General features: G+C 69.0%; 14 protein-coding genes. 3 read left to right on the top strand and 11 right to left on the bottom strand.

The features are described 5' to 3' along the window. Nucleotides 1–118 precede the first annotated feature (118 nt). Genes C1925_RS00745 through C1925_RS00710 form a run of 8 tightly spaced genes read right to left on the bottom strand, consistent with a single transcriptional unit; the run spans nt 119 to nt 7,298 of the window. Nucleotides 119–952: an MBL fold metallo-hydrolase gene (locus C1925_RS00745; RefSeq protein WP_108767264.1), complete on the bottom strand. Its 834-nt coding sequence runs from the start codon at nt 950–952 to the stop codon at nt 119–121. After that, complete coding sequence (locus C1925_RS00740) at nt 939–1,961, bottom strand: NAD(P)-dependent oxidoreductase (protein ID WP_108767263.1); 1,023 nt, start codon at nt 1,959–1,961, stop codon at nt 939–941. The genes C1925_RS00745 and C1925_RS00740 overlap by 14 nt, the downstream gene beginning before the upstream one ends. Next, nucleotides 1,961–2,980: a 3-oxoacyl-[acyl-carrier-protein] synthase III C-terminal domain-containing protein gene (locus C1925_RS00735; RefSeq protein WP_108767262.1), complete on the bottom strand. Its 1,020-nt coding sequence runs from the start codon at nt 2,978–2,980 to the stop codon at nt 1,961–1,963. The genes C1925_RS00740 and C1925_RS00735 overlap by 1 nt, the downstream gene beginning before the upstream one ends. A 5-nt stretch (nt 2,981–2,985) precedes the next feature. Then, the gene (locus C1925_RS00730) at nt 2,986–3,420 is read right to left on the bottom strand and encodes a hotdog fold thioesterase (protein ID WP_108767261.1); all 435 of its coding nucleotides are present in this window, start codon (nt 3,418–3,420) and stop codon (nt 2,986–2,988) included. A gap of 10 nt (nt 3,421–3,430) precedes the next feature. Further along, nucleotides 3,431–5,512: a phospholipase D family protein gene (locus tag C1925_RS00725; RefSeq protein WP_108767260.1), complete on the bottom strand. Its 2,082-nt coding sequence runs from the start codon at nt 5,510–5,512 to the stop codon at nt 3,431–3,433. Next, on the bottom strand, nt 5,509–6,138 hold the full coding sequence (locus tag C1925_RS00720) for a YceI family protein (protein WP_108767259.1): 630 nt from the start codon (nt 6,136–6,138) through the stop codon (nt 5,509–5,511). The genes C1925_RS00725 and C1925_RS00720 overlap by 4 nt, the downstream gene beginning before the upstream one ends. Nucleotides 6,139–6,142: 4 nt before the next feature. After that, nucleotides 6,143–6,619, bottom strand: a complete 477-nt coding sequence (locus tag C1925_RS00715) for a histidine phosphatase family protein (RefSeq protein ID WP_108767258.1) — start codon at nt 6,617–6,619, stop codon at nt 6,143–6,145. 49 nt (nt 6,620–6,668) lie between these two features. After that, on the bottom strand, nt 6,669–7,298 hold the full coding sequence (locus C1925_RS00710; protein ID WP_108767257.1) for a ParA family protein: 630 nt from the start codon (nt 7,296–7,298) through the stop codon (nt 6,669–6,671). A 123-nt stretch (nt 7,299–7,421) separates the two neighbouring features. Between C1925_RS00710 and C1925_RS00705 the strand changes: the two genes are divergently transcribed. Further along, the gene (locus C1925_RS00705) at nt 7,422–8,906 is read left to right on the top strand and encodes an AAA family ATPase (protein ID WP_108767256.1); all 1,485 of its coding nucleotides are present in this window, start codon (nt 7,422–7,424) and stop codon (nt 8,904–8,906) included. 668 nt (nt 8,907–9,574) lie between these two features. Here C1925_RS00705 and C1925_RS00700 read toward each other — a convergent pair. Both C1925_RS00700 and C1925_RS00695 read right to left on the bottom strand, forming a co-directional pair. After that, nucleotides 9,575–10,480 (bottom strand): AEC family transporter, encoded by a 906-nt coding sequence (locus C1925_RS00700; RefSeq protein WP_108767255.1) that lies wholly within the window; start codon nt 10,478–10,480, stop codon nt 9,575–9,577. Nucleotides 10,481–10,565: 85 nt separating this feature from the next. Then, on the bottom strand, nt 10,566–11,201 hold the full coding sequence (locus tag C1925_RS00695; RefSeq protein WP_108767254.1) for a hypothetical protein: 636 nt from the start codon (nt 11,199–11,201) through the stop codon (nt 10,566–10,568). Nucleotides 11,202–11,369: 168 nt separating this feature from the next. Between C1925_RS00695 and C1925_RS00690 the strand changes: the two genes are divergently transcribed. Continuing rightward, nucleotides 11,370–15,056 (top strand): indolepyruvate ferredoxin oxidoreductase family protein, encoded by a 3,687-nt coding sequence (locus tag C1925_RS00690; protein ID WP_108767253.1) that lies wholly within the window; start codon nt 11,370–11,372, stop codon nt 15,054–15,056. Between the two features lie 72 nt (nt 15,057–15,128). On the opposite strand, the gene C1925_RS00685 is transcribed toward C1925_RS00690, so the two are convergent. After that, nucleotides 15,129–15,743, bottom strand: a complete 615-nt coding sequence (locus C1925_RS00685; RefSeq protein ID WP_108767252.1) for a DUF938 domain-containing protein — start codon at nt 15,741–15,743, stop codon at nt 15,129–15,131. 1,025 nt (nt 15,744–16,768) lie between these two features. Here C1925_RS00685 and C1925_RS00680 point away from each other — a divergent pair. Next, a complete protein-coding gene (locus tag C1925_RS00680) occupies nt 16,769–18,400 on the top strand; it encodes a TldD/PmbA family protein (protein ID WP_174213473.1) in 1,632 nt (543 codons plus the stop codon). The last annotated feature ends 15 nt before the right edge of the window (nt 18,401–18,415 follow it).

Here is an 18,415-nt window from a genome sequence, read left to right as displayed (position 1 = left end):
AGTCCTATTGACCGCGGCCATGGGCGGGAACACGGTGTCCTGTTGGCGGGGCTGCTGGGGGCGTAGAGTCGAGCTTGCTCGACTGCCCGGGCCCGGCAGCAGTCGAGCAAGCTCGACTCTACGGGGTCGCGGCAGGCCGCCATTGCCCGCAATGGGCCGGTACCAGCTGCAGGTCGCTGACCTGGCGCTGGGTCTGCTGCAGCCGCTGCAGGGTCTGCCGGTAGGTGCCGGTGTGGCCAAGCAGTGCGGTGACCAGCCGCGGTGGTGGCACGCCATCGGTGATGGCGGCGCTGGACCAGGCGGCGTCGGCCACCAGGAACACCGGGCGGCCATCGGCCCCTTCGAACAGCAGCCCGTGCTGGCCCACCGCATGGCCGGGCAGCGGCACCGCCAGCAGGCTGCGGTCGCCCAGCACGTCGCGGCCACGGCCGAAGGCATCGAAGGGACGCGGCAGGTCCACCTCCGGCAGGCTTTCCAGCCAGCCCATGCGCGGCGCCGCATCGCGGGTCAACGCGGGCAGCAGGCCCACGCTGAGCGCACGCAGGCGCCCGCGCGCGGCTTGGTCCTGCCACGCGGCGCGCGAACACAGCAGCGGCACGTCAGGGAAATCGAGCACGCCACCGACATGGTCACCGTGCAGGTGCGAGAGCACCACCAGGCCGATGTCGGCCGCGCCGATGCCACGCTGCTGCAGCTGCGCGCGCACGCTCTGGCCCGGGCCCAGGTGCACCGGCGTGACCCAGCGGTACAGGCGCTCGGGGAGGCGCGCGGTGGCCTGCAGGAAGGCGTCCGAATAGCCGGTGTCGAACAGGATGAGGCCACGCTGCGGATGCCGCAGCAATGCCACCAGCGCCGGGAATTCGCAGCGATGCCAGCTGGCCCCCTGGCGCACGGCGCGCTGCGGGTGCACGCAGTGGCCGGCCTCGATCAGCTCCCACTCAAGCCGTGCCATCGCTGCCCCCGTGCTGCTTGCAGGCGTGCTGCTTCCAGTGCGTGGCGAAGGCCTGCAGCGCGGCCTGCACGCCGGTGCGCGGGTCGTAGCCGAGGTCGCGCCGCGCGGCGCTGATATCCAAGGTCTGCGAGTAGCCCAGCACGCCCACGCCATAGCGGGTCAGGCGCGGCTCGGGGCGGCCCGGGCGCAGGCGGGCCACGGCCTCGGCCACACCGGCCGCAGCCAACGCCAGGGTGCGCGGCACCGGCCGCAGGCGCACCTGCAGGTCCATCGCTTCGAACAGGCCGTTGACCAGCGCATGCACGTGCAGCGGGGTGCCCGCGCTGATGTTGTAGGCGCGCCCGCTGCAGCGCGCGTCCGACTGCAGCGCCAGGCTCACCGCCTGCACCGCATCGTCGATGGGGGTGACATCGATGAGCGCGCGGCCGCCATGGATCAGCGGGAAACGGCCGCTGGCCGCCACCGCCAGCAGGCGGGGCAGGATCGCGCGGTCACCGGGCCCGAACACCGCACGCGGGCGCAGCACCACGGTGTGCAGCCCCTGGCGTGCGGCTGCGGCCACGGCCAGCTCCGATTCCCATTTGCTGCGGGCGTAGTCGGTGATCCAGCGCCGTGGCGGCTGGAAGCGTTCATCCAGACCGTACTGGTCGGCGAAGCGGAAATAGATGCTGGGCGAACCCAGGTGGACCAGGCGGGCAACGCCGGCGACCTGCGCGGCCTGCAGCAGGCGCGTGGTGGCCAGCACGTTCGCCCGCTGGAATGCGGCTGCCGTTCCCCAGGGCTGCGACATCGCCGCGCAGTGCACCACCGCATCGCAGCCCTGCAGCAGCGGCGCCAGGGCGTCCTCGGCAAGATCGGCAGCAACCACTTCGATACCGTGCGCGGCCAGCGCCTGCAGCCGCAGCGCATCGCGCCCGCTGCCGCGCACCTGCCAGCCCTGTGCCGCCAGCGCCAGCGCGACATGCTGGCCGATGAAGCCGCTGGCGCCGGTGACCAGGACCCTGGCCATCAGTAGCGCAGCACCGCGCCGCCCAGCGCCAGGCCGGCGCCGGTACCGATCAGCAGGGCCTGACCGCCACGCGGCAGGCGGCCGTCGATCAGGGCCTGGTGCAGGGCCATCGGCAGCGACGCCGCCAGCTGGTTGCCGTGCTCGCGCAGGATGCGCACCAGCCGCTGCGGCGGCAGGCCCAGTACCCGTTGCAGATGATCCAGGGCCTGGCCGCTGGCCTGGTGCGGCACGATCACATCGCACGCGGCCAGCGAGGTGCCGGCACTGTCCAGCAGATCCTGCAGGAAGCCGGGCAGGCGCCGCGCGGCTTCGCGGTACAGCGCCTTGCCCTGCATCTGGAAATGATGGGCTGCGCGGTAGGCATCCACATCGTCGAACAGGCGCATGCCGGTGCCGCAGGTCGGCACCTGGCACAGTTCGGCACCGTCGCCATAGGTGCGCAGGCGGGTGGCCAGCAGCGCCGAGGCCTGGCCGTCGCGAGCGCGTTCGACCAGCATCGCCACCGCACCATCGCCGAACAACGGCGCGGTCAGCGGGTCATCCGGGTCGAGGCCGGCACTGGGAATGTCGCTGCAGACGATCAGCACGCGCCGGTAGCGGCCCAGCGCCAGCAGGCTGCCGGCCATTTCCAGCGCCACCACGAAACCCAGGCAGGTGGCGTTGACGTCGAAGGACGGCACGCCGCTGGCGCCCAGGCCGAGGGCGCGCTGCACCAGCACGGCCTGGCAGGGAATGGCCTGCTCCATCACCCCGCAGGCGGAGATGATGCAGTCGATGTCGGTGGGTACCAGGCCGGCCTGCTGCAGGGCCTGGCGTGCGGCCTGCGCGCCCATCCACGAGGCCCGCTCGTCGGGCGCTGCATGGCCGCGGCTGGCCACGCCGCTGTGCCGCTCGACCCAGCCGTCCGGCTTGTTCCAGCGCTGGTCGAAGTGCTGCGACGGCACCCGCAGGCGCGGCAGGCAGGCACCGCTGGCGATGATCCGCAGCGGCAGCGCGGCGGGAGCAGGCAGCCCGGACATCGGCCTCAGCCGTGGCCTGCAGCCACCACCGCCAGGGTCAGCCGCGAGATGCACACCAGCCGGCCCTGTTCGTCTTCGATGCGGATTTCCCACAGCTGCGTGCTGCGGCCCACGTGCACCGCACGCGCAGTGCCGGTGACGGTGCCGCTGCGCACAGCGCGCACGTGGTTGGCGTTGATCTCCAGGCCCACGCAGACCTGCTTGCCGGTATCCACGCAGAGGTTGCCGGCGCTGCTGCCCAGGGTTTCGGCCAGCACCACCGAGGCCCCGCCGTGCAGGATGCCGTACGGCTGGCGGGTGCGTTCGTCGACCGGCATGGTGGCCTGCAGCCAGTCATCACCGGCGGCGGTGAAGGCGATGCCCAGGGTATCGATGGCCGTACCACGGCTGAGCGCATTGAGCTGGTCGATGGAAACAGCTTCGCGGAACACCTGGGTCATGCAAGCACCTTCAGAGAATGGGGACGAGGCCGGCGCCGAATGCGGTCAGCATGCGCACCAGCAGCCATTTCGGGCCGACGTTCACTTCGGGGAAGTCACCGACGGGCACGTAGCAGCGATGGAAATCCGGGCTCTGCCGCGGCAGCGGCTGCGGGCAGTCCACGCCGGGCTGGAACTCGTAGTCGGTGGCGTAGCGCCACGGCCAGAAATCGAGGATGGGCAGTGCTTCGGACGCCTTGCCCACGCTGTAGTTCAGCCCCGACAGCACCGGCGGCTTGGCGCGCGGCGCCACCGTCCAGGAATTCTGCGGGTGGGTGTCGCGCAGGATGCTCTGCGCCAGCTGCTCGGCGAACACCGGGTCGTCGATGATCACCGCGCCTTCGGTGTTGTAGTTCTCGCTGCGCGGATCGAAGTTGTGGGTGCCGACCACGCCGATGCGGCGGTCGACCACCAGCGACTTCGCATGCAGGCCCATGCGCGCGCCCTTGCGGGTGACCGGCAGCGGCTTGTTGACCGCCTTGCTGCCCAGGAACGAGGGCCGCGTTTCGGTACGCAGCAGGCGCGTTTCCACTTCACTGCCGGCGGCACGACGGCGCGCCCGGCTGTTCTCGTAGGCGCTGCCCAGGCGCGGATGCTCCACGGCCGGGCGGGCGCCCTGCCCGTCGCTGTCCGCGGTGGCCGGCGTTGACGGTGCATCGTCGTTGCCACCGCCGGCATTGCTGCCGGCTGCGCTGCCGCCGATCAGCGGATTGCGCACGCCCGCGTCGCCCACGGTGCTGCCGCCACTGCCCAGCGGGTCGGGCAGCAGGTTGCGGTAGTCGACCGGCGCATCCAGCGGGAACGGCTTGTATTCGAAGATGTTGAAGCCCAGTTCGCGCATGTTGCGCCGCTTGTACTTGTAGGACAGCGCATACACGATCGGGTTGTCGGTGGCCGCCAGGCTGTTGCTGGACACCACCACGCGCGGCGGTTCGGGCCGCTTGCGCAGCTCGCGGAACAGCTTCTGCGCCGGCTTGGACAGCACCAGGTACGGCGTCTGCAGGATCACTTCCTTCTGCGCGCCGGAAATGAGGGCGTCCAGCTGCGGCTCGGTAACGTGCTGGCCAGCCAGCGGCGCACTGGCGCGCTCGCGGCGGTGCTTGCGCGGCAGGTCGGCCACGTAGCGCACCGAGTGCACCGGCAGCGCGGTATCGACGAACGAGCGGGTGATGAAGTCGGTGTCGTTGGCTTCCTCGCTGACCCGTTCCACCCGCTCGGGGCGGCGGAACTGCGCCGGCGGCATGGCCGGCACGCCGGCGTTGAGCAGGGTGCGGCCGACATCGTTCAGCCGTTCGGCGGGCACGCTGCGCGGCGCGCGCCAGAACGCATCGAAGTTGGCGGCCATCGCCCGCGCTTCCGGCCCGGCGATCAGCACGTCGCGGTCGCGGAAGTTGTACTCGCGGTCCCAGTCGTAATAGTCGTCCTGGTAGTTGCGGCCACCGACCACGCCGATCGCATCGTCGATGACCAGCAGCTTGTTGTGCATGCGCTGGTTGAAGCGGCGGAAGCAGCACAGCACGCTGCCGGCATAGTCGAAGTAGTTCAGCCGGGCCTTGCCGAAGGTCGGGTTGTAGACCCGCAGCTGGAAGTTCTGGTGGGCGCCGGACAGGGCACCGAGGATCTCCAGGTCGGAGATCGCCGAGAGCTGGTCGATCAGCACCCGCACCTTCACCCCGCGGCGCGAGGCGGCCAGCAGCTCGTCGATGACCAGCCGGGCGCTGTCGTCCTTGTCGAAGATGTAGGTCTGCAGGTCGATGCTGCGGGTGGCACTGCGCAGCAGGTTCAGGCGGGCGACCAGGGCACCCTCGCCTTCGTCGAGCAGGGTGGCGAAGTGCAGCGGCTGCGCTTCGGTCGATTCGCTGAATGCGCGACCGGCCAGGGATCGCAACGGCGAATCCAGCGCACAGCGGTCGGCACGCTGGCAGTCGACCTGGGTCGAACGGGCCTGCACGGCGATGGCCTGGGCACGGTCGCGCTCGGCGTTGGACAGCGACGCGCAGCCACTGCCTAGCAACACGGTTGCCAGCGCCAGTACACGCAGCAGGAGATTCACGGTTTCGGCGCCTCGCTCAGGCGGGCTCGCAGTACGAAGGTCACTCGGTCACTCAAGGCAAGCTGCCAGCTGTCCATGCCGTACCGGCCTCGTTGCACGGTACCGCGGCTGACGACATCGCAATCATAGCCGGGTCGGGAACATTCCGCCTTCTCCACCCGCAGGGTTTCCGGGTGGCTGACCCCGCGCAGGGTGAGCCTGCCCTGGATGTCGCCGCCGTTGCCGACGGTGTCCGGCCAGTAGGGCAGCGAATCGAACTCGACCGACGGGTAGCGCCCGGCATCGAAGAACTCCGGCCCGCGCATCCAGCCGGTGTAGCGGTCCTTGCCCGGGATCTCCACCGAGCGGGTGAACATCTTCAGGTGCACCTGGTGGCGGCCATCGGACAGCACTTCGACGCGTCCCTCGAAGTGCGGGAACAGCCCTTCGATGCGCTGGCCGAAGCGGGTGCGCACCTCGAAGCCGATCCGCGAGCGCTGCAGGTCCATGTACAGCACACGCGACGACTCGGCCGACGCCAGCGCCGCCACCGGCGGCAGCGGCGTGGGGGGTGGAGGGGCAGCCCAGGCCGGGCTGCAGACCAGCAGCACCGGCAGCAGGCAGCGGCCGGGCCGTGCCAGGATCATCGACTCACGGCCACCAGAAGGCGTTCAGGCTGGCCACGCCCGGCTCGATCGCCGCCTCGCGCGGGAACCCGAGCACGGCCACGGCCGCCGGCGGCATGCCCCGGTAGTCGCTGCTGGTGCCTTCGGTCATCAGTGCCACCAGCCTTTCCAGGCCGGGGTTGTGGCCGACGATCAGCACCCGGTCCAGGTCCCGGCGCTCATCCACCAGCGCGGCCAGGGTGCCGGGGGTGGCTTCGTAGATGCGGTCTTCCAGGCGCTTCTCGACGTAGCCGATGGCTGCCAGCACCGCTTCCAGGGTCTCGCGGGTACGCCGCGACGGCGAGCACAGCACGCAGTCCGGCAGCAGGTTGTTTTCCTTCATCCACTTGCCGGCCGCCTCGGCTTCGGCAAGACCCACCGGCGACAACGGCCGATCGAGGTCGGCCTGGCCGGGGGTGGCCGGTTCGGCATGGGCATGGCGCAGCAGGATCAGTTCACGCATCGCGAGGTTCCATGAAAGTGAGGGTGCAGCACAAAGGGTGACGTACGCGTCACAGCTTCAACCAGGCCAGCAGCGGCTCCCAGTCGGCCTGGTGCTCACGCACCTGGGCCGAGCGGTAATCGAACAGGCTGCGGCCAAGGCCGGTCATCACCACGTAGCTCTGGCTGTCGCGCAGCTGGGCGACCACCGGGTACGGCCATTCGCCCAGCATCTGCAGGGCCTGTTGCGAGGTCTGGGTCCACGGCTTGGTGCGGTTGAGGACCAGGCCCACCGGCAGCTTGCGGCTGTGCACGCGCGGGTTCTGCGCCAGGCTGTTGAGGAAGCCGACGATGGCTTCGATGTCCAGCGCCGAGGGCAGCACCGGCACCACCACGGCATCGGCGGCGTCGAGGAAATGGGGGATATCGTCGGCCAGTGCGCCGGCCGGTGCGTCGATGATGACGGTATCGGTCCCGTCGGGCAGCTTCTGCGCCCACTGCTTCCTGCGGTACACGTCGATGGGCAGGACCGCGCTGTCCAGCCCGGCCCGGCGCTGTGCCCAGCGGGTGCTGGAGCCCTGCGGGTCGGCGTCGGCGATCACCGTGGCCTTGCCCTGCAATGCCGCGTATGCGGCCAGGTGGGTGGCGACGGTGGTCTTGCCCACCCCGCCCTTGGAACCGGCCACCAGGATCGTCTTCATGCCAGCCTCGCTTCCGGGTACGTGCCCCGAGCGTACACCGGCGATGGTGACGTTAGGTAGAGACGGCCTGAATCAATCCGCATCGGCTTTGCTATCGTTGCGCTCCCGAAGGATCGAACCGGCATGAGCGAACTGCAGGACCTGAGCGCATTGATCCGCGCCAACACCCCCCTGATCGTCATCGAGACCCAGGACGAGGGTCGCATCGTCGAACTGTTCCGGCAGACGCTGATGCATGTCTGGCGTGCCCTGCACCGCTGGTCGATCACCGAGGGCCTGCGCCGCATCGACCTGGAGCGCGAGGACGATGCGATCGGCCCGCCCGACGCCAGCGCCGCCCTGCAGATGATCCGCCAGGCCGAACAGCGCGGCATCTACCTGCTGCTCGATTTCCACCCCTACCTCGGTTACGCCAGCCACCAGCGTGCGCTGCGCGACCTGATCCAGCGCCGTCACAGCCAGCCGCACGTACTGGTGCTGATCGGCGCCAAGGTCGAGCTGCCGGCCGAACTGGAAGCGCTGGCGGTGCGCTTCAACCCGCGCCTGCCCGATGCCAACGCCCTGCTGAAGATGCTGCGCGAAGAGGCCGACGCCTATGCCCGCGAGCATGGCGGCCGCCGGGTGGAAGTGGACAGCGAAGCGGTCAAGAAGATCCTGAAGAACCTGCAGGGCCTGAGCCTGGTCGATGCCCGGCGCATCGCCCGCCAGCTGATCTATGCCGACGGCGCGCTGCGCGACGACGACCTGCCGCAGCTGGCGCGGCTGAAGTTCGAGCTGCTCAACCGCAGCGGCCACCTGTTCTTCGAACATGACAGCGCGCGCTTCGGCGACGTGGCCGGTGCCAACCGGCTGAAGCGCTGGATCAACCAGCGCCGGGTCGCCTTCATCGCCGGCTCCGCCCCGGCCGGCCTGGACCCGCCGCGCGGCATGCTGCTGCTGGGCGTGCAGGGCTGCGGCAAGTCGATGCTGGCCAAGGCCACCGCCGCCGGCTTCGGCGTGCCGCTGCTGCGCCTGGACGTGGGCGCGCTGTACAACAAGTACCACGGCGAGACCGAAGCCAACCTGCGCCAGGCCCTGGCCTCGGCCGAGCAGCTGGCCCCGTGCGTGCTGTGGATGGACGAGATCGAGAAGGGCCTGGCCAGCGGTGGCGACGACGGCGGCGTATCGCGCCGCGTGCTGGGCCACCTGCTGACCTGGATGGCCGAGCGCAAGGCGCCGGTGTTCATCGTGGCCACCGCCAACCAGGTGCACGAGCTGCCGGCCGAACTGCTGCGCAAGGGCCGCTTCGACGAGATCTTCTTCGTCGACCTGCCGCCACCGGACGTGCGGGTGGAGCTGCTGCGGCTGCACCTGGGCCGGCGCCAGCTCAACGCGGATGATTTCGCGCTGCCGGCGCTGGCAGCGGCGGCGAACGGGTTCTCCGGCGCGGAGATCGAGCAGGCGATCGTGGCGGGGCTGTATTCGGCGCATGCCGAGGGGCGGCCGCTGGATACCGAGCTGCTGATGACCGAGATCCGCGCGACGCGGCCGTTGTCGGTGTTGATGGCCGAGCAGGTGGCGGCATTGCGCGAGTGGGCGTCGGGGCGGACGGTGTCTGCGGACGACTGAGGGGGTTTTCGGCCAACGGCGGAGCCCCTCGTGGCTGGCGGTTGGGTAAAGTCGACTGTTGGTCGACTGGCATTGTGAGCTGGGCCGGGCGGGTTGGGTTCGCGGTACACGCCGTAAACCCATCCCTGGGGGCTCGTAGGCGCCATCCATGGCGCCTGCGGTCCCGCGAACCCAACCCGCCCGACCCCTGACAGTTTCCGTGTGCGGTCAGCCACGGAAGAGAAAAAAGAAGATCAAGAGCCGATCGCTTCGCTCTGTGCCGACCAACGGTCGGCACCCACCAACAGCAGCTGGCACCAACAGCTGCAAGTTCTGACAGATCGCGGAAGTCTGTCGAAGGCGGGGTGGGTCCGGTTGAGGGGGTGTGAGCGGCATGGGCCCGAGGCATGCCTCGGGCGGGTTGGGCAGGACGCCCAACCCCGGTCTTGCCGTGTGCGCAGGAAAGCGCACACGAGCAAGCCGCGACCAAGCCCCCATGGGTGAGGGCGCTTTGCTTGCGAAGCACTGCTTCGCAAGCGCCCGAACGCACAGCCGCCAGCGGCTGGGCCGGTCTGGGGGTTTACGGCGTCCCCCTCAACCGGACCCACCCCGCCATCCCACGGATAGCACGCCGTTGCCGTTGCTGTTGCTTCGGCGGGTGCAGGGCTGCAAGCCCTGCAGATAAACCCTCACCCCAACACCCACATCCAGGCGGGAAGTGTCAGCAGTGACAGCACGATGCCGTAGCCGACCAGCGCGGCCGCCAACCGCGGCGCCAGCCGATGCGAGATCGCCAGCGCGGCGGCAGTGATCATCGTCGGCATCGCAGACTCAAGAACGTTGGCCTTCAGCATCAGCCCCTGCATGCCCAGCGCCCACGACAGCGGCAACGCCAGCGCCGGCAGCACCAGCAGCTTCAGCAGCAGGCCCACCGCCAGCGGACGCAGCTCCTCGCGGCGCAGGCGCAGCTGGATCGACAGCCCGACCGCCAGCATCACCAGCGGCAGCATCGCGTCGGCCAGCTGCTTCAATGCCGTGCCAATCCACGACGGCGGCTGCGCCGGCATCAGCAGCAGCGCGAACAGCAGCGCCCACAGCGGCGGGAAGCGGCCGATGCGGCCCAGCACCTGCAGCGCCGTCGGCGGGCGGTCGCCGCTGTAACGCGCCAGCACCAGCAGACCGAAGGTGGACAGCAGCAGGAAGGTGCCGAACTGGTCGTAGACCACCGCATAGGGCAAGGCGGCGTCGCCCAGCAACGCGCGCACCATCGGGTAGCCGATGAAGCTGGAGTTGGCCAGGGCCACGCAGATCAGCAGCACCGCGTGTACGTCGCGGGCGAAGCCGAACACGCGCGTGGCCAGGCTGACCAGCGCCCAGGTGGCCAGCATCAGCAGCCACGGCGTGGCCATCAGCCCCAGCAGGCTGGCATCCAGCTGCAGGCGAGGCACGTAGGTCAGCACCGCCGCGGGCAGACAGACGTACAGCACCACTTTGTTGAGCGTCTCGGCGGCGTTGTCCGGCAACGCGCGCAGGCGGGCAAACAGCATGCCCAGCCCGAGCATGGCCAGGATCAGGGCGAACGCATCGAAGGCCATGGGTGGCTCCCCCTCAGGCACACGCCTGCGACGCGTTGGATTGTGCGATGCAGTACCGCAGGCGGCAAGCGCCTGCGGTCATGCCTCACGGCCAGGCCGGCGGCGCCGAGGCCCAGGCCTGCTGCACTTCCGCCAGGCTGGCGCGCTCGTCATCGCGCCAGGCCGGCAGCAGCTCCGGGTAACGGCTGCTGTCGTTCCACTGGGTCGGCTCGGTGCGCACGGCGGCGGCGTACCACTTCACCGCCTCCTGCTGCTGGCCGGCCCGCCACAACGCCAGCGCGTAGGTGGGCGGAATCCACGCGGCATTGCTGCGCAGGTTGTTGGCCACCGACTGCCACTGTTCCAGCGCGGCAAGCGCCTGGCCCTGCCGCAGCAGGTCCCAGCCGTAGTTCCAGCGCACGCTGCGGCCCAGGATGCTCTGGATGGGCGCTTCGGTCATGGCTTCGTGGTAGAGCTGGTTTCCCACTTCCGCCCGCCCCTGCGCGATGGCCACCGACGCCAGCTGTGCGGTGGCCTCCAGGCTCTTGCGGCCCCGCTCGCGCTGCTTCAGCAGCTGCGCGATCAGGTCCTCGCCGGCGCCACCCACTACGATGATCGGTGCGGCGGCAGCATCATTGTCGAAATAGAATTCCTGCGGTGCCGGCAATGCCGGTGCCGCCCATGCGGCGGCCGCGCTCGAGACCAGCAGCACGCCGGCCAGGAACTGTCCTGCAACTGACATCAAATTTCCCCCGGGTTGAAACACCAACCTCCCCTCTCCCCCCGATCCTAACCCCAGCAAGGCCGCCGATGCGAGTGCCGGGCCTTCCGGGCCCCACTGTTACAATTCGCGCCTTTCCCGCCGCGTGCCCGCACGCGGCCGGTGCCAGCCGATCCTACCGGGCCAGCCATGACCAGTACCGCGCAACTCACTTCGCCCTCTTCCGCCGACCTGATCGACCGTGATTACACGCTCGACCACAAGTACACCCGCAACGAGGGGCGGATCTACCTGAGTGGCGTGCAGGCACTGGTCCGGCTGCCGCTGATGCAGCGCCTGCGCGATGCGCACGAAGGCATCGACAGCGCCGGCTTCGTCAGTGGCTACCGCGGCAGCCCGCTGGGTGGCTTCGACCTGGAGCTGTGGCGCGCGCGCAAGCACCTGGAAGCGGCCAAGGTGAAGTTCACCCCCGGCCTCAACGAGGACCTGGGCGCCACCATGGTGTGGGGCACGCAGCAGACCAACCTGTTCCCAGGCGCCAACGTGCAGGGCGTGTTCGGCATGTGGTACGGCAAGGGCCCGGGCGTGGACCGCTGCGGCGACGTGTTCAAGCATGCCAATGCGGCCGGCACCTCGCGCCACGGCGGCGTGCTGGCCCTGGCCGCCGATGACCATGCCTGCCGCAGCTCGACCCTGCCGCATGGCAGCGAAGACGAATTCGTCAGCGCGATGATGCCGGTGCTGAACCCGGCCGGCGTGCAGGACATCCTCGACATGGGCCTGCTGGGCTGGGCGATGAGCCGTTACACCGGGCGCTGGGTCGGCTTCAAGACCATCGCCGAGACGGTGGAATCCTCGGCCTCGGTCGAGGTCGATCCGCTGGCGCGGCGCATCGTGCTGCCGGAAGACTTCGACATGCCCAGCGGCGGCCTCAACATCCGCTGGCCGGACCCGCCGCTGGACCAGGAAATGCGCCTGCACCGCTATGCGGTGAAGGCCGCGCAGGCCTTTGCCCGCGCCAACGGCATCGACAAGGTGGTGATGGATGCGCCGCGCGCGCGGCTGGGCATCGTGACCACCGGCAAGAGCTACCTGGACGTGCTGCAGGCGCTGGAATACCTGGGCCTGGACGAAGCCGCGTGCGCCGACATCGGCATCCGCGTGTACAAGGTCGGCATGACCTGGCCGCTGGAGCCGGAAGGCATCGCGCGCTTCGCGCAGGGCCTGGAAGACATCATCGTGGTGGAGGAGAAGCGTGCCTTCATCGAGCGCCAGATGAAGGAGCAGTTCTTCAACTGGCCGGTCAGCTGGGGCCAGCGCCCGTCCATCGTCGGCAAGTACGACGAGAGCGGCGAATGGATCCTGCCGTCCACCGGCGAACTGACCCCGGCCACCATCGCCGGCGTGATCGGCCGCCGCATCCAGAAGTTCTTCAACAACGAATCGATCGAACAGCGCCTGCAGTGGATGCAGGAAAAGGAAGCCGAGCTTGCGTTGCCGCGCGCCAGCTTCCCGCGCGTGCCGCATTACTGCTCGGGCTGCCCGCACAACACCTCCACCCAGGTGCCGGAAGGCTCGCGTGCACTGGCCGGCATCGGTTGCCATTACATGGTGACCTGGATGGACCGCAGCACCGACACCTTCACCCACATGGGCGGCGAAGGCGTGACATGGGCCGGGCAGGCGCCGTTCACCGATACCCCGCACGTGTTCCAGAACCTGGGCGACGGCACCTATTTCCACAGCGGCTCGCTGGCGATCCGCCAGGCGGTCGCGGCCGGCGTCAACATCACCTACAAGATCCTCTACAACGATGCGGTGGCGATGACCGGCGGCCAGCCGGTGGACGGCCCGCTGAGCGTGCCGGACATCGCCAGGCAGATGCGCGCCGAAGGCATCCACACCATCGTGGTGCTGTCGGACAACATCGGCAAGTGGACCGGCCAGCGCGAACATTTCCCCAGCGACGTCGAGTTCCACGACCGCAGTGAACTGGACGCCGTGCAGAAGCGCCTGCGCGAAGTAAAGGGTGTTTCGATCCTGATCTACGAACAGACCTGCGCCACCGAAAAGCGTCGCCGCCGCAAGCGCGGCAAGCTGGAAGACCCGCAGAAGCGCGTGCTGATCAATTCGCTGGTCTGCGAAGGCTGCGGCGACTGCGGCAAGAAGAGCTTCTGCGTCTCGGTGCTGCCGAAGGAAACCGAGTTCGGGCGCAAGCGCGAGATCGACCAGTCCAACTGCAACAAGGACTATTCCTGCGTGAACGGTTTCTGCCCGAGCTTCGTCACCGTGCACGGTGGCCAGCCGCGCAAGGGTAGCAAGCGCGATGCTTCCACCCTGCTGGACAACCTGCCGGCGCCGACCATCCGCGGCACGCTGGAACAGCCCTGGAACATCCTGATCACCGGCGTCGGCGGCACCGGCGTGGTGACCATCGGTGCCCTGCTGGGCATGGCCGGCCATCTGGAAGGCAAGGGCGCAAGCGTGCTCGACCAGACCGGCCTGGCGCAGAAGGGTGGCGCGGTGACCACGCATATCCGCATCGCCCGTCGCCCGGACGACATCCACGCCGTGCGCATCGCCGCCGGTGAGGCCGACTTGGTGCTGGGCTGCGACATGGTGGTGGTGAACGATTACTGGGCGCTGTCGAAGGTCCGCGCCGGCCGTTCGCAGGTGGTGCTCAACACCTATGAAGCGATGCCGGGCACCTTCACCACGCGCCCGGACATGCAGTTCCCCGCCGCCGACATCGTGGCCGGCGTGCGCGTGGCACTGGGCGGCCAGGAGCCGCTGCAGCTCGACGCCACCCAGCTGGCCACCGCGCTGCTGGGCGATGCCATCGCCGCCAACCTGTTCATCCTCGGCTACGCGTGGCAGCACGGCCTGGTGCCGCTGTCGTTCGACTCGCTGATGCGTGCCATCGAACTGAACGGCGCGGCCGTGGCGATGAACCAGCAGGCCTTCGCCTGGGGCCGCCTGGCCGTGGTCGACCCGCAGGCCGTGCAGCAGGCCGCCGGCCTGGTGCGCAACCGCCATACCGATACCGAATCCACCCCGGGCCCGCTGCACCCGCTGCCGCCGGGCGAGTGGGAAGGCAACGAATGGGGCGCCACCGCCGCACCGCGCAACACCGCCGACGAGCGCGAGCTGCGCGGCCTGCCCTCGCATGGTGGCGAGGTGGCCTTCCTGCCGCTGGACGACGCGCGCCTGTCGCGTTCGCTGGACGAAATGATCGAGCGCCGCGCCGCGTTCCTGGTCGAGTACCAGGACGCCGCCTATGCCAACCGCTACCGCAGCCTGGTCGAGCGCGTGCGTGCGGCCGAAGCCGAGCGCATCGGTGGCTCCACCGCGCTGACCGAGACCGTGGCCCGCTACCTGTTCAAGCTGATGGCCTACAAGGACGAGTACGAAGTGGCCCGCCTGTACACCAGCGGCGACTTCCAGCGCCGCCTGCAGCAGCAGTTCGAGGGCGACTACCAGCTGCGCTTCCACCTGGCGCCGCCGCTGTTCGCGAAGAAGGATGAGCAGGGCCGCCTGCTGAAGAAGGAGTACGGCCCGTGGATGTTCAAGGCCTTCGGCCTGCTGGCCAAGCTGAAGTTCCTGCGCGGCGGCCGCTTGGATGTGTTCGGCCGTACCGAAGAGCGGCGCATGGAGCGCCAGCTGATCGCCGATTACGAAGCCACCGTGCAGCAGCTGCTGGAAGGTCTGGAAGACGGACGCCTGGCCCTGGCCGTGGAAATCGCCAGCGTGCCCGAGCACATCCGCGGCTTCGGCCACGTCAAGGAAGCGCACTACGAACAGGCCAAGGCGCGCGAGGCTGCGCTGCTGGCGCAGTGGCGCAACCCGAAGGCGCTGCACATCGTGCAGGTAGCTTGAAGGGAGTGCCGGCCACTGGCCGGCATCCCCCAGGCAATCGGTTGCCGGCCAGCGGCCGGCACTACCGGTGGTTCAGCCCAACCGCCACAGCAGAAGGCGGTTGTTGGCCGGCATCGCCACGTCGCGCAGGCGGGTGAAGCCGTTGTCTTCGGCCAGCGCCTGCACGGCTTCGACATCGCGGATGCCGCTGCGCGGGTCACGCGCCTTCAGCCAGGCATCGAACTGCGCGTTGCTGTCGCTGGTGTAGCGCCCGCCGTAGTTGAACGGGCCGTAGGCCGCCAGCAGCGCACCGTGGCGCAGCAGCGGCGGCAGCGCGGCGAACAGCGCCTGCACGTGCTCCCAGCCCATGATGTGCAGGGTATTGGCAGTGAACGCCGCATCGAAGGAACTGCCCTCGGGCAGGGTCAGGCCCGGTGCCGGTGGCAGTTCCACCTGCAGCGCCACGGGCGGCAGCAGATTGAGCAGCGCCGCCTCGGCGCGCCAGGTCTCGATGCCGGGCAGGTGGTCCGGGTGATCGCTGGGCTGCCAGCGCAGCCACGGCCAGCGCTCGGCGAAGAAGGACGCGTGCTGGCCGGTGCCGCTGCCGATTTCCAGCACCCGATGCCGGTCGCCCATCCATGGGTCGAGCGCGGCCGCGATCGGTTCGCGGTTGCGTTCGCAGGCTTCTGAATACGGCTTGCTCGACATCGGGGAACGTCCAGGCGGGGTCGGCCCATTGTGCACGAGGGGGGGGTTCTGGGCAGGGCTTGCAGCCCTGCACCTGCTTCAAGCCACGGCAACGGCAAAAGCTGGTTTCCTGAGGGTTGGCGGGGTGGGTCCGGTTGAGGGGGACGCCGTAAACCCATCCATGGGGGCTTGGTCGCCGCTTGCTCGTGTGCGCTGTCCTGCGCACACGGCAAGACCGGGGTTGGGCGTCCTGCCCAACCCGCCCGAGGCATGCCTCGGGCCCATGCGGCTCACACCCCCTCAACCGGACCCACACCGCCTTCGACAGTTTTCCGCGACCTGTCGGAAAGGCAAGGGGTCGGATCCCGTTGCTTCGCAACGGGCTCTGACCCCAGATGAATTTCGATATCTGACAGATGTGTCGACCAAGGTCGACACCTACCAACGGCCGCGTGTCCCGGTAGATCCACGCCATGCGTGGATGAATTCATTCGATATCCGACAGATGTGCCGACCAACGGTCGGCACCCACCAACAGCCGCGCGTCCCGGTAGATCCACGCCATGCGTGGATGAATTCATTCGATATCCGACAGATGTGCCGACCAACGGTCGGCACCTACCAACAGCCGCGCGTCCCAGTGGAGCCACGCCATGCGTGGATGAATTCATTCGATACCCGACAGATGTGCCGACCAACGGTCGGCACCCACCAACAGCACACGGAATCTGTCGTGGGTGGGGGGGTGTGGGTGGGCAGGACCGTTGGCGCCATGGATGGCGCCTACGAGCCCCTAGGGACGGGTTTACGGCGTGTCCTGCCCACCCACACCGCCCCGCCGCCCACGGAATGCCGCTGTTGCTGTTGCTTCGGCCGTTGCCGTTGCATTGAACAGGTGCAGGGCTGCAAGCCCTGCCGAAACCCTCCCCTACCATGACTGCAGTCACTTGCCCGATCGCCCCGCGCTGGCGAAAGTCGGACAGTTCAAGTGATCGGAGTGGTCCTTTGCCCTCCGCACAGGTGTGAAAGAGAGAGAGAGAGACGCTGTGCAACGACGTGAGTTCCTGGCGTATTCCGGTCTGGGCCTTGCCGGCCTGGTGCTGCCGCATTCGCGGCTGATCGCGGCCGAGCAGCTGCTCGCGCCGGTGGATACCGCCCAGCGCCGGCGCCTGGCCGAGGTCGCCCTCGCCGCCGCGCGTGCGGCCAAGGCCAGCTACTGCGACGTGCGCATCGGCCGCTACCTCAACCAGTCGGTCATCACCCGCGAACACCAGGTCGGCAACGTGACCAACCGCGAGTCGTCCGGCGTGGGCGTGCGGGTCCTGGTCAACGGTGCCTGGGGCTTCGCTGCCACCCACCAGCAGACCGAGGCCGCCGTGCGCGGCGCGGTCGAGCAGGCCACGGCCATCGCCCGTGCCAACGCCAGCATCCAGACCCGTCCGGTGCAGCTGGCACCCACACCCGCAGTGGGTGAGGTGCGCTGGCAGACCCCCGTGCGGAAGAACGCCATGGAAGTGCCGATCCAGGACAAGATCGAACTGCTGCTGGCGCTCAACGGCGCCGCGCTCGATGCTGGCGCGGACTTCATCAATTCCACGCTGTTCCTGGTCAACGAACAGAAGTACTTCGCCTCCAGCGATGGCTCCTTCATCGACCAGGACATCCACCGCATCTGGCTGCCGTTCACCGCCACCGCCATCGACAAGGCCAGCGGCAAGTTCCGCACCCGTGCCGGGCTGTCCTCGCCGATGGGCATGGGCTATGAATTCCTAGATGGCGATGCGCGCGGCAAGGTGCAGCTGCCCGGCGGCATCACCGCGTACCGCGATTCCTACGACCCGGTCGAGGACGCCATCGCCGCCGCCCGCCATGCACGCGAGAAGCTGAAGGCGCCCTCGGTGAAGCCCGGCAAGTACGACCTGGTGCTGGACCCGTCCAACCTGTTCCTGACCATCCACGAGAACGTCGGCCACCCGCTGGAACTGGACCGCGTGCTGGGCTACGAGGCCAACTACGCCGGCACCAGCTTCGCCACCCTGGACAAGCGCGATGCCGGGTTCCGCTGGGGCAGCGACCTCGTCACCTTCTTCGCCGACAAGACCCAGCCGGGCAGCCTCGGTGCGGTCGGCTATGACGATGAAGGGGTGAAGACCCAGCGCTGGGACCTGGTGCGCGATGGCGTGCTGGTCGACTACCAGGCCACCCGCGACGAAGCCCACATTCTGGGCCGCGAGGCCTCGCATGGCTGCAGCTATGCCGATTCCTGGTCCAGCGTGCAGTTCCAGCGCATGGCCAATGTCTCGCTGGCGCCGGGCAAGGCGCCGCTGAGCGTGGACGACATGATCAAGGACGTCGAGAACGGCATCTGGATCCACGGCCGCGGCTCCTATTCCATCGACCAGCAGCGCTACAACGCGCAGTTCGGCGGCCAGCTGTACTACCAGATCAAGGACGGCAGGATCGCCGGCATGGTCGAGGACGCGGCCTATCAGATCCGCACGCCGGAGTTCTGGAACGCCTGCACCGCGATCTGCGACCAGCGCGACTTCCGCCTCGGCGGTTCCTTCTTCGACGGCAAGGGCCAGCCCGCGCAGGTATCGGCGGTCTCGCACGGGTCGTCCACCACCCGCTTCAACGGCATCAACATCATCAACACCGCGCGCAGTCTCGGCGCCTGAGTCGTCCCATCCTTC

This window comes from Stenotrophomonas sp. SAU14A_NAIMI4_5, from assembly GCF_003086795.1.
Lineage (GTDB): Bacteria > Pseudomonadota > Gammaproteobacteria > Xanthomonadales > Xanthomonadaceae > Stenotrophomonas.
This window is presented reverse-complemented; position numbering and strand designations above follow the sequence as displayed.

Bases quoted from the DNA above. Each gene is read 5' to 3' on its own strand.
- C1925_RS00745 (WP_108767264.1), bottom strand. From the start codon at position 952: ATGGCACGGCTTGAGTGGGAGCTGATCGAGGCCGGCCACTGCGTGCAC.
- C1925_RS00740 (WP_108767263.1), bottom strand. From the start codon at position 1,961: ATGGCCAGGGTCCTGGTCACCGGCGCCAGCGGCTTCATCGGCCAGCAT.
- C1925_RS00735 (WP_108767262.1), bottom strand. From the start codon at position 2,980: ATGTCCGGGCTGCCTGCTCCCGCCGCGCTGCCGCTGCGGATCATCGCC.
- C1925_RS00730 (WP_108767261.1), bottom strand. From the start codon at position 3,420: ATGACCCAGGTGTTCCGCGAAGCTGTTTCCATCGACCAGCTCAATGCG.
- C1925_RS00720 (WP_108767259.1), bottom strand. From the start codon at position 6,138: ATGATCCTGGCACGGCCCGGCCGCTGCCTGCTGCCGGTGCTGCTGGTC.
- C1925_RS00715 (WP_108767258.1), bottom strand. From the start codon at position 6,619: ATGCGTGAACTGATCCTGCTGCGCCATGCCCATGCCGAACCGGCCACC.
- C1925_RS00710 (WP_108767257.1), bottom strand. From the start codon at position 7,298: ATGAAGACGATCCTGGTGGCCGGTTCCAAGGGCGGGGTGGGCAAGACC.
- C1925_RS00705 (WP_108767256.1), top strand. From the start codon at position 7,422: ATGAGCGAACTGCAGGACCTGAGCGCATTGATCCGCGCCAACACCCCC.
- C1925_RS00700 (WP_108767255.1), bottom strand. From the start codon at position 10,480: ATGGCCTTCGATGCGTTCGCCCTGATCCTGGCCATGCTCGGGCTGGGC.
- C1925_RS00695 (WP_108767254.1), bottom strand. From the start codon at position 11,201: ATGTCAGTTGCAGGACAGTTCCTGGCCGGCGTGCTGCTGGTCTCGAGC.
- C1925_RS00690 (WP_108767253.1), top strand. From the start codon at position 11,370: ATGACCAGTACCGCGCAACTCACTTCGCCCTCTTCCGCCGACCTGATC.
- C1925_RS00685 (WP_108767252.1), bottom strand. From the start codon at position 15,743: ATGTCGAGCAAGCCGTATTCAGAAGCCTGCGAACGCAACCGCGAACCG.